Annotated in this window: 22 protein-coding genes; 1 reads left to right on the forward strand and 21 read right to left on the reverse strand. The window is 50.3% G+C overall.

The genetic code is table 11. From position 1 onward, the window contains the following. Positions 1–12 precede the first annotated feature (12 nt). The 3 genes from BJP58_RS08170 to uxaC are packed head-to-tail and all read right to left on the reverse strand — an operon-like array spanning position 13 to position 4,463. Complete coding sequence (locus BJP58_RS08170) at positions 13–1,527, reverse strand: UxaA family hydrolase (protein WP_194543532.1); 1,515 nt, start codon at positions 1,525–1,527, stop codon at positions 13–15. After that, positions 1,524–3,035, reverse strand: a complete 1,512-nt coding sequence (locus BJP58_RS08175; protein ID WP_194543533.1) for a tagaturonate reductase — start codon at positions 3,033–3,035, stop codon at positions 1,524–1,526. Before BJP58_RS08175 ends, BJP58_RS08170 begins: the two co-directional genes overlap by 4 nt. Positions 3,036–3,038: 3 nt before the next feature. Continuing rightward, complete coding sequence (gene uxaC, locus BJP58_RS08180; RefSeq protein ID WP_194543534.1) at positions 3,039–4,463, reverse strand: glucuronate isomerase; 1,425 nt, start codon at positions 4,461–4,463, stop codon at positions 3,039–3,041. Positions 4,464–4,659: 196 nt separating this feature from the next. Here uxaC and BJP58_RS08185 point away from each other — a divergent pair, with 196 nt between their 5' ends. Next, a complete protein-coding gene (locus tag BJP58_RS08185; RefSeq protein ID WP_194543535.1) occupies positions 4,660–5,520 on the forward strand; it encodes a helix-turn-helix transcriptional regulator in 861 nt (286 codons plus the stop codon). 75 nt (positions 5,521–5,595) lie between these two features. Here BJP58_RS08185 and BJP58_RS08190 read toward each other — a convergent pair whose 3' ends face one another. The 18 genes from BJP58_RS08190 to rbfA all read right to left on the reverse strand — a co-directional run bounded on the left by BJP58_RS08190 (position 5,596) and on the right by rbfA (position 25,772). After that, positions 5,596–8,250: an FtsK/SpoIIIE family DNA translocase gene (locus tag BJP58_RS08190; RefSeq protein WP_442953956.1), complete on the reverse strand. Its 2,655-nt coding sequence runs from the start codon at positions 8,248–8,250 to the stop codon at positions 5,596–5,598. Positions 8,251–8,311: 61 nt separating this feature from the next. After that, positions 8,312–8,554, reverse strand: a complete 243-nt coding sequence (locus BJP58_RS08195) for a YlzJ-like family protein (protein WP_194543537.1) — start codon at positions 8,552–8,554, stop codon at positions 8,312–8,314. Continuing rightward, positions 8,551–9,309: a ClpP family protease gene (locus BJP58_RS08200; protein WP_374198234.1), complete on the reverse strand. Its 759-nt coding sequence runs from the start codon at positions 9,307–9,309 to the stop codon at positions 8,551–8,553. Before BJP58_RS08200 ends, BJP58_RS08195 begins: the two co-directional genes overlap by 4 nt. A 286-nt stretch (positions 9,310–9,595) precedes the next feature. Further along, positions 9,596–11,275 carry a ribonuclease J gene (locus BJP58_RS08205; RefSeq protein WP_071220133.1) on the reverse strand — a complete coding sequence of 560 codons (1,680 nt, stop codon included), beginning with the start codon at positions 11,273–11,275 and terminating at the stop codon, positions 9,596–9,598. 224 nt (positions 11,276–11,499) lie between these two features. Beyond that, a complete protein-coding gene (dapA, locus tag BJP58_RS08210; protein WP_194543539.1) occupies positions 11,500–12,381 on the reverse strand; it encodes a 4-hydroxy-tetrahydrodipicolinate synthase in 882 nt (293 codons plus the stop codon). A 106-nt stretch (positions 12,382–12,487) separates the two neighbouring features. Next, on the reverse strand, positions 12,488–13,702 hold the full coding sequence (gene dapG, locus BJP58_RS08215; RefSeq protein ID WP_194543540.1) for an aspartate kinase: 1,215 nt from the start codon (positions 13,700–13,702) through the stop codon (positions 12,488–12,490). 70 nt (positions 13,703–13,772) lie between these two features. Beyond that, positions 13,773–14,819: an aspartate-semialdehyde dehydrogenase gene (locus BJP58_RS08220; protein WP_194543541.1), complete on the reverse strand. Its 1,047-nt coding sequence runs from the start codon at positions 14,817–14,819 to the stop codon at positions 13,773–13,775. A gap of 81 nt (positions 14,820–14,900) precedes the next feature. Beyond that, positions 14,901–15,491 (reverse strand): dipicolinate synthase subunit B, encoded by a 591-nt coding sequence (locus tag BJP58_RS08225; protein WP_194543542.1) that lies wholly within the window; start codon positions 15,489–15,491, stop codon positions 14,901–14,903. Continuing rightward, positions 15,492–16,388, reverse strand: a complete 897-nt coding sequence (gene dpsA, locus BJP58_RS08230; protein ID WP_194543543.1) for a dipicolinate synthase subunit DpsA — start codon at positions 16,386–16,388, stop codon at positions 15,492–15,494. It abuts the gene before it with no gap. Between the two features lie 241 nt (positions 16,389–16,629). Then, positions 16,630–17,076 (reverse strand): dUTP diphosphatase, encoded by a 447-nt coding sequence (dut, locus tag BJP58_RS08235; protein ID WP_181469793.1) that lies wholly within the window; start codon positions 17,074–17,076, stop codon positions 16,630–16,632. Beyond that, positions 17,051–18,319 (reverse strand): M16 family metallopeptidase, encoded by a 1,269-nt coding sequence (locus BJP58_RS08240; protein ID WP_194543544.1) that lies wholly within the window; start codon positions 18,317–18,319, stop codon positions 17,051–17,053. The genes dut and BJP58_RS08240 overlap by 26 nt, the downstream gene beginning before the upstream one ends. A gap of 91 nt (positions 18,320–18,410) precedes the next feature. Further along, positions 18,411–19,406, reverse strand: a complete 996-nt coding sequence (locus BJP58_RS08245; RefSeq protein WP_194543545.1) for a polysaccharide deacetylase family protein — start codon at positions 19,404–19,406, stop codon at positions 18,411–18,413. Between the two features lie 159 nt (positions 19,407–19,565). Continuing rightward, on the reverse strand, positions 19,566–21,671 hold the full coding sequence (gene pnp, locus BJP58_RS08250; RefSeq protein ID WP_194543546.1) for a polyribonucleotide nucleotidyltransferase: 2,106 nt from the start codon (positions 21,669–21,671) through the stop codon (positions 19,566–19,568). A gap of 408 nt (positions 21,672–22,079) precedes the next feature. After that, positions 22,080–22,349, reverse strand: a complete 270-nt coding sequence (gene rpsO, locus BJP58_RS08255; RefSeq protein WP_006211281.1) for a 30S ribosomal protein S15 — start codon at positions 22,347–22,349, stop codon at positions 22,080–22,082. A gap of 164 nt (positions 22,350–22,513) precedes the next feature. Continuing rightward, entirely contained in the window at positions 22,514–23,467 is a 954-nt protein-coding gene (locus tag BJP58_RS08260) for a bifunctional riboflavin kinase/FAD synthetase (protein WP_071220124.1), read from the reverse strand. A gap of 35 nt (positions 23,468–23,502) precedes the next feature. After that, positions 23,503–24,414, reverse strand: a complete 912-nt coding sequence (truB, locus tag BJP58_RS08265) for a tRNA pseudouridine(55) synthase TruB (RefSeq protein ID WP_194543547.1) — start codon at positions 24,412–24,414, stop codon at positions 23,503–23,505. Next, positions 24,411–25,388, reverse strand: a complete 978-nt coding sequence (locus BJP58_RS08270) for a DHH family phosphoesterase (protein WP_194543548.1) — start codon at positions 25,386–25,388, stop codon at positions 24,411–24,413. Before BJP58_RS08270 ends, truB begins: the two co-directional genes overlap by 4 nt. Positions 25,389–25,418: 30 nt before the next feature. Beyond that, positions 25,419–25,772 carry a 30S ribosome-binding factor RbfA gene (gene rbfA / locus BJP58_RS08275; RefSeq protein WP_071220121.1) on the reverse strand — a complete coding sequence of 118 codons (354 nt, stop codon included), beginning with the start codon at positions 25,770–25,772 and terminating at the stop codon, positions 25,419–25,421. Positions 25,773–25,789 lie beyond the last annotated feature (17 nt).

Here is a 25,789-nt window from a genome sequence, read left to right on the forward strand (position 1 = left end):
CAACAGCTCACGCTATAAAATGACGCCATCCTTAAAAATGGATATTTCCCGGAAGCCATTGCGTTCATTTCTCGTCTGTTCAACGCCGGAGGCTAATTGGACAATACGATGCATGAGTTCCTCATGAAGCTCATCCATGGTTTTACCTTCCAGCAAAGCACCTGCATTAAAATCAACCCAATGCTTTTTACGAGCGGCCAGTTCGGAATTTGTCGCGATTTTGACGGTGGGAACCGGACCGCCAAACGGCGTCCCTCTCCCCGTCGTGAACAGCACAAGGTGGGCCCCCGCTGCAGCCAGGGCCGTCACCGATACAAGGTCGTTGCCTGGCGCCTCGATCAGGTTTAACCCCGGCTTCGTTGATCTTACGCCGTAACGGAGTACATCGGATACGGTGGCATTTCCTCCTTTTTGAGTGCACCCCAGCGATTTCTCCTCCAGGGTTGTGATGCCGCCGTCTTTATTACCGGGAGAAGGATTTTCATAGATTTCCTGTCCGTGCGATACGAAATATTGCTTGAAATTGTTAATCAGCAACGTAATATCCTGGAACACCTGCTCGTCGGCGGCCCGGTCCATCAGGATCGTTTCGGCTCCGAACATCTCCGGCACCTCTGTCAGAAGAGCAGTACCACCGTGAGCGGTGATGGTATCCGCAATTCGGCCCGCCAGCGGATTGGCTGTAATGCCCGACAGACCATCCGACCCGCCGCATTTCAGTCCGATCTTCAGCTTGGACAGAGGAACCGCAGACCGTTTGAAAGTCTCGGCATATTCCACGAGCTCCGAGATGAGGGACAAGCCCTCCTCCAATTCATCCTCCATGTCCTGAGCACGCATATATTGGATTCGTTTCCCGTCCTGCTCGCCTATCATGGCCTGCATTTGATCGATCTGGTTGTTCTCGCAGCCGAGCCCGATAATAAGCACGCCTGCCGCATTGCCGTGCTGCGCCAGGGACGAGAGCAGACGCTGGGTATAGCTTAGATCATCTCCGAGCTGCGAGCAGCCGTAGGGATGCGGGAAGTGATAAACCCCATCAATGCCTCTCCCCTGAAACTGCTGGCCAGCCATGCGCGCTAACAGCTCGCAGGTTTTGTTAATGCAGCCGACGGTGTTGATGATCCAAATTTCGTTGCGGATCCCAACCTGACCGCTGGGTCTGATATACCCCTGGAACGTTGGGGACTCCATAACCGTCGGTGATTCCTGAGCCGCTGCTTCTGCACCAGGCTTATACTGATACTCCACTTCACCGGATAGTCCGGTTTTCAAATTGTGGGTATGGATCCATCTCCCCGGCAAAATGACTTCCTTCGCCAATCCGATCGAATAGCCGAATTTCAAAACATGGCTGTCCGGCTCTATCAATCGAAGAGCTACCTTGTGACCTTTTGGCACATTCTCAGTTACCTCGATCGCATGCTCCTTCCCGTTCAGAAGCCCGATGGCATGTTCTCCTGCCGACAAGGGACGAAGCGCGATACCGACGTCGTCCTTGTGATGAAGTATGACGATGTCGCTCATGTCTCGATCAGCTCCATTTCTTCGATATAACGGCTTACCGCTTCATGAAGATTGGGTATCCGGTTCAAATCCTCGCCCCATAAAGCCTGATCGCCAAGAATGGATGCCACATGCTGACGTATGCTCCATTCGCCGTCTTCTACCTTTTGCCACGCTTGATAGAATGTCATCAGACTGTCCGGATCATCTCTTAACAGCATCCGTTCACCATCAAGACGCGTTCCGTACCACTGCCCTTCTACTTGTTTGGCATGATACAGACGGATCAAAGAGGCCAATCCCACAGTTATGAGGCTTGGGGGCGTATTGTGCGAACTGACATATTCCTTTAAGCTTGGCAAAAGCCTTACCTTGAACTTGGAGATGCTGTTCATGGCAATATCCTGGAGCTTATGCCGAAGAAAAGGATTGCGGAATCGCTCCCACACCGTTTCTGCATAAGCCGTAACCTCTTCCGGCGGGAGAGGCACCAGGGGGACGATTTCTTGCAGCATTGCGCTGCGAATATCTTCTCCCCATTCCATACTCTCTGCGATTTCTTTCACTTCAGTGAAACCGTGAAGCAAGCCGATGGAAGCCATCAGCGTATGCGTTCCATTCAAGATTCTTACCTTTCTTACCTGGTACGGAGTCAGATCGGGCACCCACCTTACCTGTAGACCCGCTGACTGGAGGGGAAGCCTGGACTCCAATGAGGGGTCGCCCTCAATAGCCCAGAAATAATAGGGCTCCGCCGTGTTCAACAATCGGTCTTCATAACCCCATTTGTCAAAATAGCGCTCGGCCTCTTCCGGATATCCGGTTACGATCCGATCCACTAGCGAGTTAAGAAACAGGTTGCATTCCTCAACCCAGCTCCTAAAAGCCGGCGAAAGTCCCCAATCCTCCGCATGCCGCAACACAATCGATCGCAAGATATCCCCGTTTCGTTCCAGCAGCTCGCATGGGAGGATCAACAGGCCCTTGTCCGGCGAGCCTTCATAACGCTCATAACGCCGATGTAAAAGCATGGTCAGCTTAGCGGGGAATGACATCGGCGCTTCCGACGGATTCCAGTCACTAAACTGATAAACGAGACCCGCTTCCGTTGTATTGGAGACTATGATCTCCAGGGAATCCAACTCGGCCACACTCAAGAAATGCCCCCATTCCGCATAGGGGTCAATCATCTCCGAGAACACCGGGATCCATAACTCCTCCTCGATCTTCCGGCCATCCTGCAGGCCTCGGGTCAGCAAGCCGTATATCCCGTCCTGTTCCCGAAGCTGCTCCAGCTTGCGTGCTCCACCAGGTCTTGGCTGACTGACGGCCACGCTTCCCTGGAACAGACCCTGCCGATTGCATTCATATATCATCCAATCGAAGAACCCTCTTAGAAAATTTCCCTCGCCTATTTGCAGCACTTTAACGGGAAGGTTCAACATATCCTGGTCATGCCGCTGTTGTATTTGTAAAGAATCGCGTCCTACCAACCTCATTACCCGGCCACGATCTGTCTTCGCATCCATGTCTTATCTCCCTTCCGTCCGGCCAAATCGAAAATAGCTCTCGGCGTTGTTGTAACAAATATCCTGGACGATTCCCCCGAGCCATGGAAGATCATCCGGTGCTTCTCCCCGTGTAACCCACTCTCCGAGGAGATTGCAAAGAATCCGCCGGAAATACTCATGACGGGTATAAGACAAGAAACTTCTGGAGTCCGTCAGCATGCCGACAAATCGGCTTAATAATCCCATATTGCCGAGTTTGCTCATCTGGTCGACCATACCGTCTTTGGTATCGTTGAACCACCACGCGGAACCGAACTGGATTTTGCCCGGAATACCGTCGCCTTGAAAACTGCCGATAAGTGCTGCAAGAATATCGTTATCGCTTGGGTTAAGCGAATACAGAATCGTTCTTGGAAGTGACCGCTCTTGATCGAGCCGATCCATCAGCTTTACAAGCGGTACGGCGATTGGACTATCGTGAATGGAATCATAACCGGTATCCGGACCCAATTGTCGGAACATCCGGGTGTTATTGTTGCGCTGGGCGTTAATATGAAATTGCATGACCCAGCCGAGTCTTGCGTAGATTTGGCCCAGAAAAAGCAGCGTATACGTTTTGAATTGTTCCTCTTCCAGACGGGAAACCCGCTCCCCATTAAGCGCTTTCAGGAAGATGTCAGCCGCTTGAGTCTCGGTAACCTCTTGATAAGGCACGTAATCCAGCGCATGATCGGATACAAGGCCGCCAACCGAATGGAAAAACTCTGCCCGCTGCTCAAGTGCCTTCAGGAATGCCGAATACTCCGTAATCTCCATCCGGCTTCGGTCCGCCAACATTTTCACCCACGGAAGGAACGTCTCCCGGTTAATCTCCAGTCCCTTGTCCGGACGGAATGATGGAAGCATCTGAAAACCGGCATCGCCTTCCTCCGCCAGCTTGATGTGATATTCCAAGCTATCCGTCGGATCATCGGTCGTGCAGACCACTTTCACGCAGCTTGATAGGATCAATCCCCGTGTGGTCAAATCATTATCCTGCAGTCGCTTGTTTGCTGCTTCCCATATCTGCGGAGCATTCTGTTCATTAATGATATCCTGAATGCCGAATAGTCTTTGCAGCTCCAGATGAGACCAATGGAATAACGGATTGCCAATCGTCATCGGAACGGTGCGCGTCCAAGCCAAGAAGCGATCATAATCACTCACACCCGGGCCGCCCGTGATGTATGCCTCTTCTACTCCAGCGGCTCGCATTGCCCGCCATTTGTAGTGATCGCCGTTAATCCACGCTTCGGTCAAGTTCTCAAACCTGTGATTGTCAACGATCATCTGCGGACTCAGATGACAGTGGTAGTCGATGATTGGCATGTCTTTTGCATAATCATGGTATAAGGTGCGTGCAGTCTCATTATTGAGCAAAAAATGTTCATCCATAAAAGGTCTCATGATAACACCGTCCATTTCTGTAGATTTACCTACTATGCTACAGCATCATCAGTTGGATTTCTTCACTTTTATTGCGAAATTGAAGGCTCATTCAACATATCTTGCTTTGTTTTGCTTAATAGAAGTTGGTACAATATAACTGAAGTATTAGAATAAACCTGATCATGAATGAATTGAAACGAAGCGGGGGCAGATTATGATATCCAGCGATACCCATACCGTAACCTACGGGGAAGAAGAAGGGGAATTTTACTACCATCGCATTCATCGCACCAAGCCCTTTGAACGAAATAACCATTATCACGGAACCTATGAAATCTACTATTTGGTTACAGGCGAGCGTCATTATTTTATAAAAGAAAAATTGTACACCATCCAGGCGGGAGACCTCATTCTCATCAATAAATTCGACGTTCATAAAACTTCGGGACAAGGCGATCCGGAGCATGAACGTATCGTCATTAATTTTAGCGATTCTTTTCTGGGAAAAGGCCATCCCTTGCTGGCATCCGGATTGCTGGGCATGTTTAATCAGGATAGACCCCTGCTGCGTTTAACCGTTCCAGAGCAAGCAATCATCATGCAAATTTTGAATAAAATGGCCGATGAAATACGAGAAAGCTCCGCTTCGTACGAGTATATGCTGCAGGTGCTGCTTACGGAGTTACTCATTAAAACCTCTCGGTTATCCCATTCCGCCTCGCTGCCTGCTCACACGTCCATGAATCCGCTCCATCAGAAAATCACGGACGTCGTTAAATATATTCACGTCCATTATGCAGACAAAATCACGCTGCAGCAATTAGCCGAAACCTTCTACATCAGCCCGTTCTACCTGTCCCGGATATTCAAAGAAATTACAGGCTTTACGATCATTAATTATTTGAACCTCACCCGTATTCGCGAAGCGCAGCGCCTTCTAACGGATACGGACCTGAAAATCGTGGACATCGCCGAATCCATCGGCTTTGAAAGCCTGACGCATTTTGACCGAACCTTTAAGAAAATTATGAAAATGACGGCAAGCAAATACCGCAAAATGAATAGCACCACGTAAACAAAAAAAAGGAAGCGATCAACCCAACAGTCTGGTTGTTCGCTTCCTTTGTTTGAAGTTGTGGGATCGGCTCCCTTAACTGATTCGATTCTGCTGTTGTTGATATTGCTCCATGGACATTAGCACTTCCCGCGGTTTGCTTCCCTCATAAGGTCCGATAACCCCGCGTGCCTCCATCGAATCGATGAGACGTGCTGCACGGGTATAACCTACGCGCATTCTCCGCTGCAGCAGCGATACGGACGCTTGCTTAGCTTCCAGTACGATAGTCACCGCCTGCTCATACAACTCATCCAATTCTTCTTCGTCTGCGCCAGCGGATTCCTCTATCTCAGGCACCAGCGACTCGTCATACTCCGCCTGTCCTTGGTCCCGGACAAAATCCACGATATTCTCGACTTCATGATCACTCATGAAAGCACCCTGGACGCGGATCGGCTTGGAGGAGCCCATCGGCATAAACAGCATATCCCCGCGGCCGAGCAGCTTCTCCGCCCCCGCCATGTCCAGAATCGTTCGGGAATCGACCTGCGATGACACACCAAAGGCAATGCGCGACGGAATGTTCGCTTTAATGACCCCGGTAATAACGTCGACTGATGGACGCTGCGTCGCGATGATCAAGTGGATCCCCGCAGCACGGGCCATTTGGGCCAGTCGTGTGATCGCGTCTTCCACATCGTTGGCTGCAACCATCATCAAATCGGCCAGCTCGTCCACGATAACGACGATATACGGCAACACTGCCGGCAAATTATCCTTCATCAGATTGTTGTAGCCCTCAATATTTCGCGTTCCCGATTTGGAGAACAGCTCATACCGCTTCTCCATCTCTACCACGATTTTCTTAAGTGCCAAGGATGCCCGCTTCGGATCGGTTACCACCGGTGCCATCAAATGCGGAATCCCGTTGTAGACATTAAGCTCGACCATCTTCGGATCGACCATCAGGAATTTAACCTCATCCGGCTTCGCTTTATACAGAATGCTGGTAATAATGCCGTTGATACATACGGATTTACCCGAACCCGTTGCACCTGCAACAAGAAGATGGGGCATCCGTGCCAAGTTACCGACAATGGTCTGGCCGGAAATATCACGGCCAAATGCAATCGATAGCTTCGATTCCGCGTCCTGGAACGTCGGCGTCTCCATAACCTCTCTCATCGTAACTAGTGAAACTTCGTTGTTCGGCACTTCGATCCCGATGGCTGATTTGCCGGGAATCGGCGCTTCCATCCGAATATCCTTGGCCGCAAGCGCAAGTGCAATATCATCGGTCAGATTGACGATCCGACTGACTTTAACCCCGATGTCCGGCTGAATTTCATAGCGGGTTACCGATGGCCCCCGAACAACCTCCAGCACCTTGGCTCGAACGCCGAAACTTTCCAGCGTCGCTTCCAGCTTGCGCGCTGTCTGCATATAATCGTTCTGGTCTCCACCCTTACCGCCGTTATTGGGTTTGGATAACAGCCGGAATGGAGGCAGCTTGTACGGCTTGGGTGGGGGAGCCGGCGGCGCTGCCGGTGCTGTTCCCTCCTGCCCTCCGTTATCCGTAGTAGCTGGTGTAGCTCCGCTCAACTCGCCATTTGAAGCTTCAAGGCTGCCAACAGTGGCCTCAGGACTCGCTGCGGTATCCCCCGGAGATTCCTCTTGCACAGGAGGTATCACCGCTTCGTGATCATCGTACTCGTCATCCAGGCGCCCTTCTTGTTTCACTTGCTCAAAGAAATCGCGAATAATCGGCGATGAAGGCACGGATTCCACTGCAGGAGAAATCACGTCCGCTTCTTCCTCCGGTTGGACCTGACTGTTGAAGAGGACGACCTCCTCTTTCTCCTTAGCACCATGTCCGTTACCAACCGTAAATACCGGGGACGCTTCATCCGCAGCATCCCGGGCCTCTTCTACTGCTTCGTCCCGTTTGCCCCCTTTGGAACCGAACAGCTGAAAGAATTGCGGCGCTTTGCGGCGCGGTAACCTCATGCCCTCCATATCATCCAGATCATCGTCCTCATCCAGATCCTCCGGCAGCTGCATGCGTTGTTCCTTCGCGCTTGATTTTGCTGCCGCTCTTGATTTGGTCTGGTGGCTGTTCACTTTTTTCTGAATCCGTTCTCCGGCCTTTACAACCCTCACGCGGAACATCCGCATTAAATCAACATAGGACAGGTTGGTGATCAGCATGAAGCTGATAACCAGCATGACAATCACAATCAACTTGGCCCCTATGCTGCCAAACAGCATTAACAGAAAGGCAAACTGCAACGCTCCAATGTAACCGCCGCTAATGTCTCTGCCCATGACGGGATGATGTCCATCATCTGCCCCGGCATGAAGGAGCTCGCCTTGCAAATCACTATGTATCTGGCTCATCGCATTTGACGCATTCAATTGTCCAATCGGGGCCAGCTTCGACTCCAAACCTGCAATACTGCTCATTAAAGTTAGCGATAACACCAAGAGAAGGACACCGGTGCGTCTGCTGTTCCAGCGTTTGGGCCATTTCCGGTGAATCATCACCATTAACCCGTAATAAATGCCGATTAGGGGGATGATAAAATAATACTTGCCCAGCAGATATCCCGACATCTTGGACAGGGAACGCCCCACCGGTGCTTCTCCGGATAATGCAATGACCGAAAGTGTCATCAATACAATCCCATAAATTTCATACTTCAAAACGGCTGCAAAGGCTGCCTTCTTCTTTCTTTTCCGTTTTGCCAAAAGTGTCACCCCCGAATCCATATTATAGCATAATATTCGGTGGCGTACCTATGTTCTGTTTTCAGCCTTTAGCCTCATTTTCTACCGTCGGAATATAGCGAATCATTGCCCCCGGAGAATAGCGTGGATTCAAGTAATCTTGAAGCCCGCAGTCGAGTAAACGGACAATTTTCGCCTGGTCCTCTGACATCGGTTCAACTTCCATCAGTATTCCTTCAACCCGAATTTCCCTGGACGTAACGGCTGCCTGCTCTCCTTGCAGCAGCCCGGCCGAATCCAAAGGGATGACGCTGTACCATATCATTGCGTGATCCCCCCAGGGCTTATCGTTTTACGTTCTGCAATCATACTGTTCAACCGGCTTAAGGCCTGCCCGATTCCCCCCACTTCGTTCATGAGGCCGTATTTGACGGCATCTGTACCCGAAACCGCGGTACCGATATCCCTGTTCAATTCACCGGTTTTAAACATCAGATCCTTAAACTGTTCCTCTGTTATCCTCGAATGGCTCGTCACAAAACGAACGACACGCTCCTGCATTTTCTCCATGTATTCAAAGGTTTGCGGCACGCCAATGACTAACCCGCTCATGCGTATCGGGTGAATGGTCATCGTCGCGCTCTCCGCGATGATCGAGTGGTCTGCCGCTACAGCGATCGGGACGCCGATACTATGCCCGCCGCCAATGACTACCGTTACGGTCGGTTTGCTGAGCGATGCAATCATCTCGGCAATGGCAAGTCCGGCTTCCACGTCACCGCCAACGGTATTGAGAATGATCAAGAGGCCTTCGATCCGCGGGTTTTGTTCGGCTGCCACGAGCTGTGGAATCATATGCTCGTATTTGGTCGTTTTATTTTGCGGCGGCAGCACGATATGGCCCTCGATTTGTCCAATTATCGTCATGCAAAATACGTTCGATTCCCCGCCGGTCGGAAGGCCCGTCTGTCCCAGCTGCTGTATGGTTTCCGTCACGGCCGCTTTCTTGGCTTCCTCGGTGGGGACGACCTGAGGAGCCTCCGTTTCACCAGTCCATTCTCCTTTTCTGCTGCCGGTCATCCATTGATCGTTGTCCACTTCGCATCCCTGCCTTTATCTTAATGTCTAGCTGCTGCAACCAACACATAGCTAAACCTTAGTATGGCAAATGACGGGACTATTTTATGCTTATCCGATGTTTTGAGCATGAGGTCGTCATTGCAGAAACCACAAAAAAACTTCTGCCGAAATGACTCGGAGAAGTTTTAGGATTAACCTATAAAAAGCCCCTCTTTCGCGGGAACCGTCCAATTATTACCTGCGAAAAAGGGGCGACTGTGTGCCTGATTTATGTTGTTATCTTGTATCAGACTTCCATAATGATCGGCAAGATCATCGGTCTGCGACGTGTTTGTTCATACAAGAAGCGTCCCAAAGCGTCTTTTACGCTGGTCTTCAGTGACGCCCATTCATTCACGTTTTCACTCATCAGCTTCTGAAGCGTGCTGGAAACGATACGATTGGCTTCATCCAGAAGCCCTTCGGATTCCCGTACGTATACGAATCCACGCGAAATAATATCAGGACCGGATACGATGGAACCGTTTTGCTTGCTCAAGGTAACGACAACGACCAGAATTCCGTCCTGGGACAGAAGCTTGCGGTCGCGCAGTACGATGTTTCCTACGTCACCAACGCCAAGTCCGTCAATCAGAACATTGCCAGCGGTTACTTTGCCGGCTTTGCGGGCCGAGCCGCCCTGAATTTCCACAATTTCACCGATATCGGTAATAAAGATGTTATCGGGATCAACACCAACGGACTCTGCTAGCAAAGCGTGACGGCGCTGCATCCGGTATTCGCCATGGACAGGGATGAAAAATTGCGGTTTCATCAGATTCAGCATCAGCTTAAGTTCTTCCTGGCTGCCGTGACCCGAGACGTGGACACCCGAATTGGATCCACTATAAATCACGTCTGCTCCAAGACGGAACAACTCATCAATCGTACGGCCGACATATTTTTCATTACCTGGAACCGGTGTTGCTGCAATGATAACCGTATCCCCTGGCAGAATATCCACCTTGCGGTGAGTGGAGCGTGCCATGCGTGTGAGCGCTGACATCGGCTCACCTTGACTGCCTGTACACAATACGACAACGCGGTCGGCCGCCATTTTGTTAACCTCTTCAGGTTCGATCAGCATGCCGTCCGGAATGTACAAGTACCCAAGCTCAGCGGCAATGGACACCACATTGACCATGCTTCTTCCGATAACCGTAATTTTACGGCCCGTGGATTCGGCTGCGTTGACAACCTGTTGGATGCGGTGCACATTGGATGCAAACGTTGCAACAACCACCCGCTGCTCGGCCTTGCGGAAAATATCTTCCAGCACGATGCCCACGTTTTTCTCGGAAGGTGTGAAGCCTGGTCTTTCTGCGTTCGTGCTGTCTGACAGAAGAGCCAATACTCCCTTGCTTCCGATCTCAGCCATACGCTGCAGATCCGCATATTGGTCATTTACCGGAGTATGGTCGAACTTAAAGTCTCCCGTATGCACTACATTGCCTTCCGGTGTTTCGATACAGATTCCGACGGAATCCGGAATACTGTGATTGGTCTTGAAGAAGGTCGCTTTCAATGTGTTTCCGAGTTGTACTTCCGAATCCGCATGGATCAGAATCCGTTTCGTCTCACCAAGCAAATTCGCTTCTCTGAGCTTGTTTTCCACGAGTCCGAGCGTCAATTTCGTTCCGTATACAGGAACATTCAAGTGTTTCAATACGTAAGGGAGGCCGCCGATATGGTCCTCGTGACCGTGAGTCAGCAAAATCCCTCTCACTTTGTCTCGATTCTCCGTTAAATAGCTAATATCAGGAATAACAATATCAATCCCAAGCATATCTTCTTCTGGGAACTTCAATCCCGCATCCACGACAACGATGTCATTGGCATATTGAATGACATACATGTTCTTCCCGATCTCACCGACGCCGCCCAAGGCAAAAATCGATAGTTTATCGTTGCTTATTTTCTTAGACAAATGTATCTAACCCTCCTATAGTTTTGGACGTCGTACCATTGTTATATTAAATTTCAAAAAAATACCGCACCCAGTCACTTGAATTCATTATACATGATGAAAAAGTGAAAACACAAGTCAACCACCTTCGTGAGCCATAGGATACCCAGAAACAGAAGGGTTTAAAACGAAGAAAGCCACTGCCTTCGTGGAAGGCAGTGGCTTGAGTATGGTGGGTGCGCAGGTTACAAGGATGACAGCATCTTACGGATAAATGCAGCCTCATTCTCGCTAGGAGAAACGAGCGGCAGGCGAACGCCGCCGACCTGATAGCCCCGCTCATTCAGAGCGAATTTAACCGCCGCCGGGTTCGGAAGCGGGTCAGGACATTCAAACAGGCCCTTGAACAGCGGAAACAAGGATTGATGCAGCTTGGCAGCTTCCTTCACGTTTCCTTCCACATAAGCTTGGATCATATCCTTCATACGGGCACCAGCGATATGGCTGGCCACGCTTACGATTCCGTAAGCACCAACGGCCAGAGCAGGCAGTGCTGCGGAATCGTCGCCGGAATATACGATGAACCCGTCCGGAGCCCCTGCGGCAATGCCCGTAACCTGGTCAATCGAAGCACATTCCTTGGTTGCAACGATGTTCGGTATTTCAGCCAGACGCAGGGTGGTGGCCGTGCTTAGGCTGATGCCCGTCCGCCCCGGTACGTTGTACAGCATGACAGGCAAGGAAGTTGCCTCAGCGATAACCTTAAAGTGCTGGTAGAGCCCTTCCTGGTTCGGCTTATTATAATACGGAGCGACAAGCAAAATACCGTCGACTCCGCAGCTTTCCGCTTTTTTCGTCAATTCTGCAGAATGTGCCGTATCGTTGCTGCCGGTACCTGCAATGATCTTGCTCCGTCCATCCGCCTGCTTCACTGCGAACTTAAACAATTCTAGCTTTTCGTCTTCGCGAAGCGTTGGCGATTCGCCCGTCGTCCCTGCAATGACCAGGGAGTCCGATTTCTGTTCCACAATCAGGTGCTCAATCAATCTCGCAGTCTCGTCCCAATTGATCTCGCCATTCTGATCAAATGGGGTTACCATAGCCGTAATCAATCTTCCGAAATCCACAATGATTCCTCCTTAAAGCTGTCCCCAGCGGGCAAGCTTCCTTCGTAAGTAATCTTATATATAGTATTTCCTATCAAACGTTTAACGAACAGATCATCCCGGGTCCTTATCGGTGAAGTTCGAATTTGTGATGCAACGCGCGCAGCGCTTGAGCCATATCTTCCTTCTTCACAAGCACCCAGATCGTTGTGTTCGAATCTGCCGATTGCAGAATCGGAATATCGTGCTCGCTCAAGGATTCCACGATTTTGGCCATGATGCCGGGAACTCCGTTGATGCCCCCGCCAATAACGGATACCTTCGCACAGCCGGACAAGCTTTTTGGTTTCAAATCCAGGCTCTGCAGCACTTCAATCGCCTTCTCCGAATCGCTGTCAAATACCGTATAAAGGACTCCTGTAGGGGTAACATTAATAAAGTCCACGCTGATGGAATGTTCCGCCATCGATTTGAAAACCTTCAGCTGAAGACCTTCCATGCGATCGCACTCCACTGAGATTTGCGTAATATTGCTTACATAAGCAACTCCCGTCACAAAGCGGTCCACGATTCCGGATTGTATATCTCTGAAACCTTCCGGCTGGGTAACCAGTGTTCCCTCATTATCCGAGAAGGTCGACCGCACTCTGACCGGAATTTGGGATTGCATGGCAATCTCAACTGCTCTAGGGTGAATCACCTTGGCACCTTGATGAGCCATATTGCAAATCTCCGTATAACTTACATAGCTGAGCGGCTTCGCATCTTCCACGATGCGGGGATCCGCCGTAAGAATACCGTTGACGTCCGTGTAGATATCAACCATTTCGGCGCGAAGCGCGGCTCCAAGCGCGGTAGCCGACGTATCGCTTCCGCCCCTCCCCAGCGTCGTAAAGTCACCCGAATCGGTCTGTCCTTGGAAACCGGTCACGATAACGACCTGATGAGACTCCAGCTCTTTCAAAACCCGTTCAGGTTTTACGTCCTTAATGCGTGCATTTCCGAAGTGATCGTCTGTAAGAAACCCGGCTTGGGCACCCGTCAGCACCGTCGCGGTTATCCCTTCATGCTGAAGCAGACTGCACAGCGTTGTAGCTGAGATAATCTCACCGCAGCAGAGCAGCAAATCCCGCTCTCTGTCTGGAAGCGCGTTTCCATTATGATCGATCCAGTCCAGAAGAGTATCTGTTGCGTAAGGCTCCCCGCGGCGTCCCATAGCCGATACGACTACGACCAATTGGTAGTGATTAGCCAGTTCGCGCTGGATGTGCCCAATAACATGGGTTCTTGCTTGCGGTGTGGATAAAGAGGTGCCGCCGAATTTTTGAACTAAGATGCGCATAAAATATTCCTCCGTTTGTATATGCCCAGGAGACGTGAATTTCGGGCCGACCGACTGAAACGGCCGGCTACTAAGCCTGGCCGTTCCGTTTGTTGACGATGATTTCTGCGATTTGCACGGCATTCCATGCTGCACCCTTCAGAAGATTATCTGAAACGATCCACATGTTAAGTCCACGCTTATGTCCCAGATCGCGGCGAAGCCTTCCTACGAATACATCCGGTTTCCCCACGGCTTCCGAAGCAAGCGGATACGATTGTGCAGCTGGATCGTCAACCAGCGTAACACCGGGTGCATTCGACAGAAGTCGATGAACTTCTTCCAGATCATAGTCATTCTTGAATTCAACGTACACGGATTCCGAATGCCCGCTAACGACTGGAATACGAACACAGGTAGCCGTCACTTCGATGGATTCGTCGCCCATAATTTTTTTGGTCTCACGGACCATCTTCATTTCTTCCAAGGTATAACCATTCTCCGTAAATTTATCGATCTGCGGAATCGCGTTAAAGGCGATTTGATGCTTCACAGGCAGCGATCCAACAGGTAAAATATCAGGCTGCACCTTTTGGCCGTCAAGAATCTCTTTGCTCTGGCGCAGCATTTCATCAATGGCTTGATGCCCTGCGCCAGAAACGGCTTGATAGGTTGAAACGATAATGCGGGATATGCCGTATGCGTCATGAAGCGGCTTCAGCGCTGCTACCATCTGAATCGTTGAGCAATTCGGATTCGCAATAATACCGTTATGTTCATCAATCTTCTCAGGGTTAACCTCAGGCACGACCAGCACTTTATCCGGATCCATGCGGAATGCGTTGGTGTTATCGATGCATACCGCTCCATGGCGTACCGCATGTGGCGCAAGTGCCTTGCTCACATCGCCGCCCGCACTGAACAGCGCGATATCGATTCCTACAAAACTGTCGGGGGTTGCTTCTTCCACAAGGATCGCTTGGCCTTTGAAGTTCAATGCTTTACCGGCAGATCTTGCAGAGGACAACAGCTTTAACTCAGCAATCGGAAAATGACGCGACTCCAACAGCTTGAGAATCTGTTGCCCGACTGCGCCGGTTGCTCCAACAACGGCCACATTATAAAGATGCTCGGTCATCTGTCTAAACTCCCCTTCATGAATGAAACCGCGGCTGTCGCTCTTCTATGATGCCTTGTTGTTCAAAAGGCTGAATCGCGGTTAATGCGAATATTCTACGATCATCGGCTGCAGCTGTTTCCCTTCCAGAGCCGCATAACACGCTTCCGGAATCAAATCCATTTTGGCGACAAGCGAATTAGGCTTCTGCTGTGGATTATCCTGTCCGTAAGGAACAAAATAAATGTTTTTCGTTACAAGCAGCTTAGCGATATTCGCCGCATTCAGCCCAAGGCCATCATTCGTAGAAATCGCCAGAACCAGCGGTCTGCAATTTCTCATCTGCGCCTTGGCTGCCATTAAAACAGGGCTGTCAGTCATCGCATTGGCCAGCTTGCTGGTCGTGTTTCCCGTGCATGGGGCGATAACCAGAACGTCAAGGAGCTTGGATGGACCTAGCGGTTCCGCCTCCACAATTGTAGAAATAATATCATTCCCGGTTATATCTTTCAACTGTTTCTGCCAATTCTCCGATGTGCCGAATCGGGTATCGGTTGTCATGATGGTGCTGGACACAATCGGCACCACATTTGCTCCACCATCTTTGAACCGCTGGATCTGCGGCATCACTTCTTCAAGCGTGCAGTGCGATCCTGTCAGGGCATAACCCACTGTTATTCCTTTCCAATTCATCTACGCATCCCCCCGAATCTTGATTTCTTCAGAAATCAGCTCCACCAGCGTGTTGGCCATAATAATGCCGGCTGTTTTTGGAGCCACGATTCCGGGTAGTCCGGGTGCGAGCATGGCTTTGATACCCCGTTTTTCAGCATAGCGAAAATCGCATCCGCCAGGTGCGGAGGCAAGGTCGATGATGACAGCCTCCCGAGGCATTTTCGAGATGATTTGTGCTGTGACTATCATAGTTGGAATCGTGTTAAAAAGCAAGTCAATATCCGACACATAAGAACCCAGATCCCTTACCAGGAAGGGCTTCCAGCCCATTTCCTCCGCTCTGGCATAGTGCTCCGATTTGCGTACGCCCATCCGGATTTTGGCACCCAGCCCTTGCAGGCTGCGAGCCATGGTGAACCCCGTCCGTCCCATGCCAAGCACCATGCTGGTTGATCCATGAATCGTAAAATCCGTGTTTTGGATCGCCATCATCAGCGCACCTTCCGCTGTCGGAATGGAATTATAGATGGCCACATCGTCCCTCTCCAAAATCTCTACCAGCTTGATCTTATATTTGTCACATAGCGAGCGTAAATAGGGTTTCGCCATGCCTGTATAGATCACTCCATGTCCGGGCATCGCTGCGATATGTTCATCCTGCAATCGCAATGGCCCTTCTGAGAACAGCGCGCTGACACGTCCCTCGTCATCACATCCCACGACAGGCAGGATCAGAGCATCGGCATTCGATAACAGCTCTGGCGTGAGCGGCTCGCGAGTCACTCCCTGAAAAGAATCCTGCAATTTCTCAAACCCGGCGATCATGACGGAGGCATCCATCTCAGCGCATTTTCGTATGACCTCAATTTGCCTTGCGTCTCCTCCAACAAAGACGGTCCGGACTCCAGTCAGCATGGAAGGCCTCGCTCCTTTCTTCTAACCAACGTATAAACCATCTTATGCCGCCGCCTATAGGGTGGTGAGCGCATTTCAATTAAACTACCGCCTTAACGCAATAAATACCGCTATGAAGGGCGAAGCCGGATCTGGATCCATTTTGCGTGAACGCTGACGAAAAAAACACCGCCCGGCTAGGCCGGAGCGGTGTGCTTTGTAAAAACCGATGATGGATACCGATAACGGATCATGAATGGGTTTACTTGCCGGTATGACCGAATCCACCTGCACCCCGTACGGTGTCGGACAACTCGTCAACTTCCATGAATTCTACTGCCGGAACGGTTTTGAACACCATCTGGGCAATACGTTCATTGCGCTCAATCGCAAATGGCTCTTGTCCCAAATTCACCAGCAGCACCTTCACTTCCCCGCGATAATCGGCATCAATCGTACCTGGAGAATTCAGGCAGGTAATACCATGCTTGTAAGCCAGTCCGCTGCGCGGGCGGATTTGAGCTTCAAGCTCAGCCGGCATGGCAATCGCAAAACCGGTCGGGATTAATTGGCGCTCGCCTGGATTCAAAACCACCGGCTCCGCAACTGCTGCGTGCAGGTCAAAGCCTGCCGCCAGCTCGGACATTTTCACGGGAAGTTTGACATCTTCATTACCTGGCAATCTATTGATTTGAACGTAGTGCAACAAATTCATTCCTCCTAAGTACATTCAGTGCTTTATCTGAAGTTCCTACCATCGCTAGTGCATATGGAGTCCCAAACATACGGTCAAGAACCGCGTCGACATCCTTCATGTCCACCTGTTCAATCCGCTTAATGATTTCATCCAGACTGAAATGGCGGCCCAGCATCAATTCGTTCTTGCCCAAGCGGTTCATGCGGCTGCTCGTGCTCTCCAAGCTTAGAATGAGACTGCCCTTCAGTTGTTCCTTCCCTTTGCGCAGCTCTTCCTCCGTCATCCCGTTCTGTGCCAGATCATGCAGCATTTCCGTCGTCAGCTGAAGGACTTCCTTTGTCTGCTTGGGCGCTGTACCAGCATAAATGGTGAACATCCCGTTATCTGCGTGTGAACTATGATATGAATATACCGAGTATGCCAGTCCGCGCTTCTCCCGGATTTCCTGAAACAAGCGTGAACTCATGCCGCCGCCAATGGCGTTATTCAACAGGACCATTGCATACTGTAGCTCGTCTCCGATGGAGCAGCCGGGAAACGACATGCAGATATGATTCTGCTCTGTTTTCTTCTTGCGGAACTGAACGCCGTCCAAAAAGGCGGGCACGGCCAGCGGCTCGGAGCTGCCGTGATTGGTAAAGCCGCCAAAATGACGTTCCAATATTTCAATCACATCATCATTGATGTTGCCTGCCAGAGCGATTACCGTATTCTCAATGGTATAGTGTTTATCCATGTACGCTCTAAGCGCTTGTGAATCCATTGATTCAAGCCGTTCCTTCGTACCCAGAATCGGATAAGCCAGCGGGTGATCGCCGTACGCCGATAACGACATCAGGTCATGCACCAGATCATCCGGCGTATCCTCATACATCGCGATCTCTTCCAGAATGACGTTCTTCTCCTTGGCTAACTCGCCCGCATCCAGCTTCGAGTTGAAAAACATGTCGGACAGCACGTCAACCGCAATCGGAAAATGCTCATCCAGCACCTTGGCGTAATAACACGTATATTCCTTAGACGTAAAAGCATTGACGTTGCCGCCGATGGCATCAAATTCCTCAGCAATGGCACGGGCGTCAAAACGCTCCGTCCCTTTGAACATCATGTGCTCTATAAAATGCGTAATCCCGTTGATGTCCTCCGATTCATTGCGGGATCCGGTCTTCACCCAAATACCGAATGAAACCGAACGACTTGTCGGGATTTGCTCCATAACCACTCTTAGGCCGTTAGACAATTGTATTTTTTTCACGAGGGCCCCCCTAACTGTTCCATCCAGGCTTACATAAGCTGATTACCAGCCTCATGCCATCCATTCATTCTATCAAACTTTACCATGCGGCTCAACTTCCTTTCGGCATGATTCGCTCAGGAGAAAGCGTCTGGCTAACGGTTCCTATTTCCAGCCCTTTGGCACGTATTCCGTCAATCATTCCCTTTAACGCCTGGGACGAGGAATCGGTGGGGTGCATCAAAATCAGGAAACCCGGCTCCACCTTCGTGGATATCTTCTGAACGACTGCATCCGGCGCAGGATGCTTCCAATCAACCGTATCGAGCGTCCATAGGACCGTCTTCAATCCCCTTGCTTTAGCAATGGATACGGTCTGTTGATTAAAATCGCCGGAAGGCGGAGCAAACCATTTGTTCTCTACGCCCAAACTTTCTTTGAGCAGATCCTGCGTCTTCGCAATTTCCAGCTCCGCCCGATCCCTGCTGAGACGGCTCATGTTCGGATGCGTATAGGCATGATTCTCCACCTCATGACCTCTTTTCAGAATTTCGCCGGCAAGCTCAGGGTTCTTCTTCAACCAGCTCCCATCCAGGAAAAAGGTTGTCTTCACCTTCTCCGCATCCAGCGTGTCCAGCATTGGCACCAGAAATTCATTCCCCCAGGCCACGTTAATCATCAGCGATACCATCGGCTTGTTGGGGTTGCCCCGATAGATTGGTTGATCTCCAAGATCATTCAGCGTTACTTTGGCCGGAATTTGCCGGTACACGTAAGGGATGGCTTCTCCGGCTTTTCGCTTTTTTGACGATGCAGCTTGGTATGTAGCCTCTATATCGATTTCGAGTCCATTATAACCGGGGATCGCTTTCCACACGGAGTCCACCCTGGCATCCACCGGCTCAATTCGTGACTTCGCCGCAGCGGCTTCGATTTGACTCAATAAATCCAGGTCTACCGCCCTCTCTGAACCGCTTGCGAACTGTGCCTCCGGTTTATTATTCTGCAGTCCCGAAACATATCCCCAGGCCCCGCTGAACACAGCAACAGCCGACACCATTGCGGCACCGGTTAGCAGCACGACCATCTTTTTTCCATTCATGGGCATATCCACCCTCCCCTTGAGAAGCTTTGTCCCATTTTATGTAGGTTCAGGAGGAAATATGTGCCGCAAAGTGATGCCCGAATGATTAAAAAAAAGAGCCAGAATAATAGGTTCTGCCTCTTTTCCTTCTATCTATATGCTGTTAAACAAACAAAGCGCGGATTACGATCCGCTCTTGTTTGTTTCCGCAGTCAAAACCGCTTTGCGAGACAGGTTAATCCGTCCCTGCTGGTCGATTTCGGTAACCTTCACGGTAATGACGTCACCGATTGCAACCACGTCCTCTACCTTCGCTACGCGCTCGGTCGAGAGCTGGGAGATATGAACAAGCCCGTCTTTGTTAGGCAGGATTTCAACGAATGCACCGAATTTCTCAATCCGTTTTACAGTACCTGTATAGATTTCGCCAACAGCTACCTCACGCACTATGCCTTCGATAATCGAAAGAGCTTTTTTGTTCATCTCATCGTTGGAGGATGCAATAAACACGCGGCCGTCTTGCTCGATATCGATTTTCACGCCGGTTTCTTCGATGATTTTGTTGATGATCTTGCCGCCGGCACCGATTACATCACGGATTTTGTCCGGATTGATCTGCATCGTAATAATCTTAGGCGCATATTGGGATAACGTTTCTCTTGGCTTTTGAATGGCTTCTGCCATTTTTCCAAGGATATGCATCCGTCCTTCTTTGGCCTGCTGCAGTGCTTCCTGCAAAATCGCGCGGTCGATACCGTCGATCTTGATATCCATCTGAATGGCGGTAACCCCGTCAGGTGTCCCTGCAACCTTGAAGTCCATGTCGCCGAGATGGTCTTCCATCCCTTGAATATCGGTCAAGATGGAAACATGATCTCCGTCTTTAATCAAGCCCATCGCCACGCCGGCTACAGGTGCTTTGATCGGTACCCCTGCATCCATCATAGCAAGCGTGCTCGCACAAATACTCGCTTGGGAAGTCGAACCATTCGATTCAATAACTTCAGACACGAGGCGAATCGTGTACGGGAATTCCACTTCATTCGGAATGACCTTAGACAATGCACGTTCACCAAGTGCGCCGTGACCAATTTCACGACGGCCTGGAGCGCGAAGCGGACGAGCTTCCCCTACGCTGAACGGCGGGAAGTTGTAATGGTGCATGAAACGCTTGGTCTCTTCCAGATCGATTCCATCGAGAATCTGTACATCACCTAGTGCACCTAGTGTACATACGCTAAGAGCCTGGGTTTGTCCACGTGTAAACAGACCGGAACCATGCGTTCTAGGCAGCAGGCTGGTATCGCAATCGATAGGACGGATCTCGGACAGACCACGACCATCCGGACGAACCTTGTCATGCGTGATCAAACGTCGAACTTCTTCCTTCACGATATCGTGAAGCACTTCTTTAACATCCTTCAACAACTCAGGCGTCTCGATATACTTCTCTTCAAATACGGTGTACGCTTCATCATTGATAGCGTCAATCGCATCCTGGCGAGCATGTTTCTCCTCAATGCGAACCGCTTCAACAAGACGAGCTTCGGCGAAATCGCGCACTTCACGATTCACCGTTTCATTGACCGCATGAAGTTTAACCGCCATTTTCTCTTTACCGCAAGCGGCTACGAGTTCTTCGATCTTGGCTACGATTTTCTTGATTTCCTCATGCCCGAACATGATTGCTTCCAGCATGACTTCCTCAGGAACCTCGTTTGCTTCGGCTTCAACCATCATGATCGCATCTTTGGTGCCAGCGACGACCAGATAGATATCACTTACTTCCTGCTCGGCAATATTCGGGTTCACCACGAATTTCCCGTCAACGCGACCGACCGCTACGCCGCCGATCGGGCCGTTAAAAGGCACATCCGAGATGCTCAAGGCAGCGGAAGTACCGATCATTGCCGCGATTTCCGGCTCGCAATCCTGATCTACGCTCATCACGAGGTTCAGAACCTGTACATCATTACGGAAGCCTTCAGGGAACAACGGACGAATCGGACGGTCTGTCAGACGGCTGGCAAGAATCGCTTTCTCGCTTGGTCTGCCTTCCCGTTTGATGAATCCACCCGGAATTTTACCGACGGCGTACAAACGCTCCTCATAGTTGACCGTCAATGGAAAGAAATCCAAATCCTTCGGTTCACTGGAAGCTGTCACTGTACACAGGACTGCCGTTTCGCCGTAACGAACCATCACAGCCGCATTTGCCTGCTTCGCAAGGCGCCCTGTTTCGAACACGAGGGGTCTTCCGCCAAGCTGCATTTCAACACGTGTTTCCATGTAATCCCTCCTCATGGGGATAAATTTTTTTTGAAATCTTCTTCTACCATCAGCATGTCTTTTGCAAAACACTGTCCACATTTCCTAACCAGAGCCATCCAAACGGTCGAAATCGCAAACCTATGTACAGGAACAACCCGAACCGTATAGAACATTCTCCGTATAGATTGCCCCTGGTTATACCATTAAGCGAAATTTAGCGAACAGACCACGCCTACAATCTATAAAGAATCTATATTAAGATAACCCCACAAAGTGGAGTTTAGGCTATGAAGCGTACGCAGTACTTTGTGGGGAAGCTCGAAAACGGTAAATTGTACAATACTTAGAAAAGAGCCCGGCTGTGCCGCTGTCGTTCCAAGAAGGACAGTGGACAACCAGGCTGTTTTCGGCACATCTTATGGATGATTAGCGACGCAATCCAAGCTTCTCGATCAAAGCACTGTAACGTTTAACATCCTTGTTTTTCAAGTATGCAAGCAACTTACGGCGTTGGCCGACCATTTTCAACAATCCACGACGGGAATGATGATCCTTCTTGTGAGTACGCAAGTGGTCAGTCAAGTTCGTAATGTTTTCCGTTAGGATAGCGATTTGCACCTCTGGAGATCCTGTATCGGACTCATGAGTTTTGTGCTCGTCAATCAGTTGTTGTTTACGTTCTTGAGTTAATGCCATCCTGTTCACCTCCCTCATTATAATCGCCATTGGCCCAGGTACCGACGGTGAGATCGAACATCCAAGCCAAGGTTAAATCGCCCTATCTTCAGGCGACCTCTAAGAGTATAGCATACTTTACCTGAAAAAGAAAATCCGTTTGCGAACAATTTGTCCCAAACCGTTTATTCACTGACTTTCAATATTTTGCGGGCCTCGACGGCATCTCGCTGAATCCATTCCACAAGCTCCTGAACCGATTCGAATTTATGCTCCTTGCGGATATATTGAACAATATCCACCGTCATGATCTGGTCATACAGATCCCCTTCAAAATCGAACAGATGGACCTCGAAGATCGGTTCTGTAATCCCTTCGTGGAACGTCGGCTTCACGCCGATGTTCATGACGCCCGGAATCCAGTCGTGATGCTTATCCGTGCGAGCACGGACGGCATAGACGCCTAATGCAGGTGCCACGAACGGATCGGTTAATTCCAAGTTGGCAGTAGGAAAACCGATCTTTCTTCCCCGCTTCTCCCCATGAATAACCGTGCCGCGGATATGGTAATTCCGTCCGAGCCAGCGGTTTGCATCCGACAGCTGTCCTGTTTTCAAGGCAATCCGTATGGATGAACTTCCCACCTTCTCGCCATCGACCAGGAACGGCGGAACCGTAACGACAGACATCCTGCCTTCGCCGAGTTCCTGAAGCTTGACCGCGTCACCGGCGCCCTTATGGCCGAATCGGAAATCAAATCCGACAACCGCCGTTTGCAGATTCAAGGGAAACAGCATTTCTTCAACAAACGTTTCCGGACTCACCTGGGAGAACTCCTTATTGAACTCGACAACGTACAAAATATCGATCCCCATTGCCTCAAGCAGCTGCTGCTTGTCAGGCTGAGGTGTCAGATATCCCTCATAGCTCCCTTTACCAATGACGTCTTTCGGATGAGGATAAAAGGTAATGAGTGCAGCCGGCACTCCATTCTCCCGCGCAATATTAACAGCCGTCGAAAGCACGCTGGCATGTCCCAGGTGAAGACCGTCGAACTGGCCGATTGCAGCTACCTTCGGCTCAGCAGCTTCTCGTACAATATCAGAAGATACAGGATAGGATAAAGAAACAACCCTCATGCTTACTCACCTCCACTCACTAAATCCAGTCGTGCTTAGGAAAATACTTTCACAGGAACGATAGCCCCTGTCTCCTCTTGCCGCTTATAGATTCCCAGAAAGTTTTCCTTTATATCATACAAACGAATAGGCTCCGAGCTGTCAACCGGCGGCTCCACCGCTCTTGAGGACAAGCGCTGTCCTTGCAGGGCAGCATCGGTTTTCTCTTCAGAAACCGTATGCTTCGGCAGAAAATCAATCGCTTGATCCACGGGAATAAGCCGGGTGTGCAGCGTATCATCCTTCATGAACTGCTCAATTTGCTCCAGGGTTAAGCACTGCTCCTCCGTGATTCCCGCTGATACTGTGCGTACCAGCTTAACCATGACAGATGGCACGCCGAGCTTCTTCCCGATATCCACGCAAAGCGTGCGGATGTATGTACCTTTGGAGCATAATACGCGGAAAGAAATTTCCGTATAATCCCCTTCAGCATCAAAATCCGTCATTTCGATTTCATGAATCGTTACCGTCCGGCTCTTGCGTTCCACCGTCTTCCCTTCTCTGGCAAGCTCGTATAATCGTTTACCATTGATTTTGACAGCGGAAAACATGGGCGGAATCTGCGAGATCTGGCCTGTAAAAGATTGCAGCGCTTCAAGCGCTTCCTCCCTTGTCACATGGACACCATCTGCCGTCTCCACTACATTCCCGGTAATATCTTCGGTATCCGTCGAATATCCGAGGCGGAGAACCGCATGATATTCTTTAGGCAGTTCCTGCAGGTATTCCACAACTCGTGTGGCTCTCCCCAAGCATAACGGAAGCACACCCGTTACTTCGGGGTCCAGCGTGCCCGTATGTCCGATTCGCTTCAAACGAACCATTCCCCGAACTTTCGCGACCACATCGTGGGATGTCCAGCCTGCCGGCTTGTGAACGGCCAAGATGCCTTCTAATTGTGTCATAGCTTTAATCTCACCTGCTCTATTACTCTAGGAATAATGTCATGAAGCGAGCCTTCAATGCTGCAACCGGCTGCCCGCACATGGCCGCCTCCGCCAAATATTTGAGCTAATGCCGCCACATCCACTTTTCCGGCTGAACGTAAACTCGCCTTGACCATTCCGGACTTCAGCGATTTGAACAGAATGCCGACTTCAACTCCCTGAATGTTGCGGGGGTAATTGACAATTCCCTCCAGATCCTCGCTAACGGCGCCGCATAATTCCATAAACTCAGGCGTTACGTATACCCAGGCTATTTTGCCGTCATCCGACAGACTTAACGTGTTTAACGCCTGAACCAGCACCTTCATCTGTGGAAGCGTCATTTCCTCCAGTAACGTTTCCGCAATCTCGGGACCGTTGACGCCATAGGACAACAGATCCGAAGCAATACTCATCACCTTGGGCGATGTATTCGAATAGCGAAAACCGCCGGTATCGGTTAACAATCCCGTATATATCGCTGTTGCAATATCGGCATCCCAGTTCACTTCAAACAAATTCAGCAAATCATAAAGGATTTCAGCGGTTGCTGCCGCGTCCGGCACGACCAGGTTGACGGCTCCATAACGATCGTTTGTTGGATGATGGTCAATATTAACGATGCTTGCATGATCGGCAAATACTTGTTTCGTATAGCCTACTCTAGCAAAATCCGCACAATCCACACAAATGACGTGTGAGAACGTTCTTCCAGGATGCTGTTCTGACAGATTGAGAATGTCTTCTGCATGCCACAACATTTTCATGCGTTTTGGAATGGGCCCCTCATTGATCATCGTGAATTTCTTGCCCAGACATGAGAGAAGCCAGCCCACCGCTAGGGTGGAACTGACTGCATCTCCATCGGGCTGAACATGCGACACAACCAAATAATCATCGTGCTCCAGCAGGAATGACTTCACCTGCTGCAGCTCTTGTTCATAGGTCTGCATTCGCCCTCTCCTTTATAAAAACGAACTACTCTATTTCTCTTCGCGATCCACGATTTCGGTCAACAGCTTCTCAATATGGCTGCCGTACGCAATGGAATCATCGAATTTGAAGATCAGCTCCGGCACATGCCGGAGTCGAATCCGCTTGCCCAGCTCGGAGCGGAGAAAGCCGCTTGCCTTCTCCAACCCTTTTAAGGAAGCTGCCTTCTGCTCGTCGTCGCCGAGCACGCTCAGGTATACCTTCGCTTGAGACAGGTCGTTTGTAACATCAACACCGGTCACTGTAATGAAACCGATTCTTGGGTCTTTCATCTCCGTTTGGATCAGTTGGCTGAGCTCTTTTTTAATCTGCTCGCCTACGCGCCCAGTTCTGATTTTTGCCATGGTCTGATCACCTCATT

Source organism: Paenibacillus sp. JZ16 (assembly GCF_015326965.1).
GTDB lineage: Bacteria > Bacillota > Bacilli > Paenibacillales > Paenibacillaceae > Paenibacillus_AQ.

What these genes read in the sequence shown, in the direction of transcription:
- dpsA (WP_194543543.1), bottom strand. Translation starts at nt 16,388, where the DNA reads ATGCTGACTGGAGTCCGGACCGTCTTTGTTGGAGGAGACGCAAGGCAA.
- rbfA (WP_071220121.1), bottom strand. Translation starts at nt 25,772, where the DNA reads ATGGCAAAAATCAGAACTGGGCGCGTAGGCGAGCAGATTAAAAAAGAG.
- BJP58_RS08200 (WP_374198234.1), bottom strand. Translation starts at nt 9,309, where the DNA reads ATGACCGGCAGCAGAAAAGGAGAATGGACTGGTGAAACGGAGGCTCCT.
- BJP58_RS08270 (WP_194543548.1), bottom strand. Translation starts at nt 25,388, where the DNA reads ATGCAGACCTATGAACAAGAGCTGCAGCAGGTGAAGTCATTCCTGCTG.
- BJP58_RS08195 (WP_194543537.1), bottom strand. Translation starts at nt 8,554, where the DNA reads ATGATATGGTACAGCGTCATCCCTTTGGATTCGGCCGGGCTGCTGCAA.
- BJP58_RS08225 (WP_194543542.1), bottom strand. Translation starts at nt 15,491, where the DNA reads ATGAATTGGAAAGGAATAACAGTGGGTTATGCCCTGACAGGATCGCAC.
- BJP58_RS08175 (WP_194543533.1), bottom strand. Translation starts at nt 3,035, where the DNA reads ATGGATGCGAAGACAGATCGTGGCCGGGTAATGAGGTTGGTAGGACGC.
- BJP58_RS08260 (WP_071220124.1), bottom strand. Translation starts at nt 23,467, where the DNA reads ATGAGGGTTGTTTCTTTATCCTATCCTGTATCTTCTGATATTGTACGA.
- pnp (WP_194543546.1), bottom strand. Translation starts at nt 21,671, where the DNA reads ATGGAAACACGTGTTGAAATGCAGCTTGGCGGAAGACCCCTCGTGTTC.
- rpsO (WP_006211281.1), bottom strand. Translation starts at nt 22,349, where the DNA reads ATGGCATTAACTCAAGAACGTAAACAACAACTGATTGACGAGCACAAA.
- BJP58_RS08220 (WP_194543541.1), bottom strand. Translation starts at nt 14,819, where the DNA reads ATGACCGAGCATCTTTATAATGTGGCCGTTGTTGGAGCAACCGGCGCA.
- BJP58_RS08185 (WP_194543535.1), top strand. Translation starts at nt 4,660, where the DNA reads ATGATATCCAGCGATACCCATACCGTAACCTACGGGGAAGAAGAAGGG.
- truB (WP_194543547.1), bottom strand. Translation starts at nt 24,414, where the DNA reads ATGACACAATTAGAAGGCATCTTGGCCGTTCACAAGCCGGCAGGCTGG.
- dapG (WP_194543540.1), bottom strand. Translation starts at nt 13,702, where the DNA reads ATGCGCATCTTAGTTCAAAAATTCGGCGGCACCTCTTTATCCACACCG.
- uxaC (WP_194543534.1), bottom strand. Translation starts at nt 4,463, where the DNA reads ATGAGACCTTTTATGGATGAACATTTTTTGCTCAATAATGAGACTGCA.
- BJP58_RS08170 (WP_194543532.1), bottom strand. Translation starts at nt 1,527, where the DNA reads ATGAGCGACATCGTCATACTTCATCACAAGGACGACGTCGGTATCGCG.
- BJP58_RS08245 (WP_194543545.1), bottom strand. Translation starts at nt 19,406, where the DNA reads ATGCCCATGAATGGAAAAAAGATGGTCGTGCTGCTAACCGGTGCCGCA.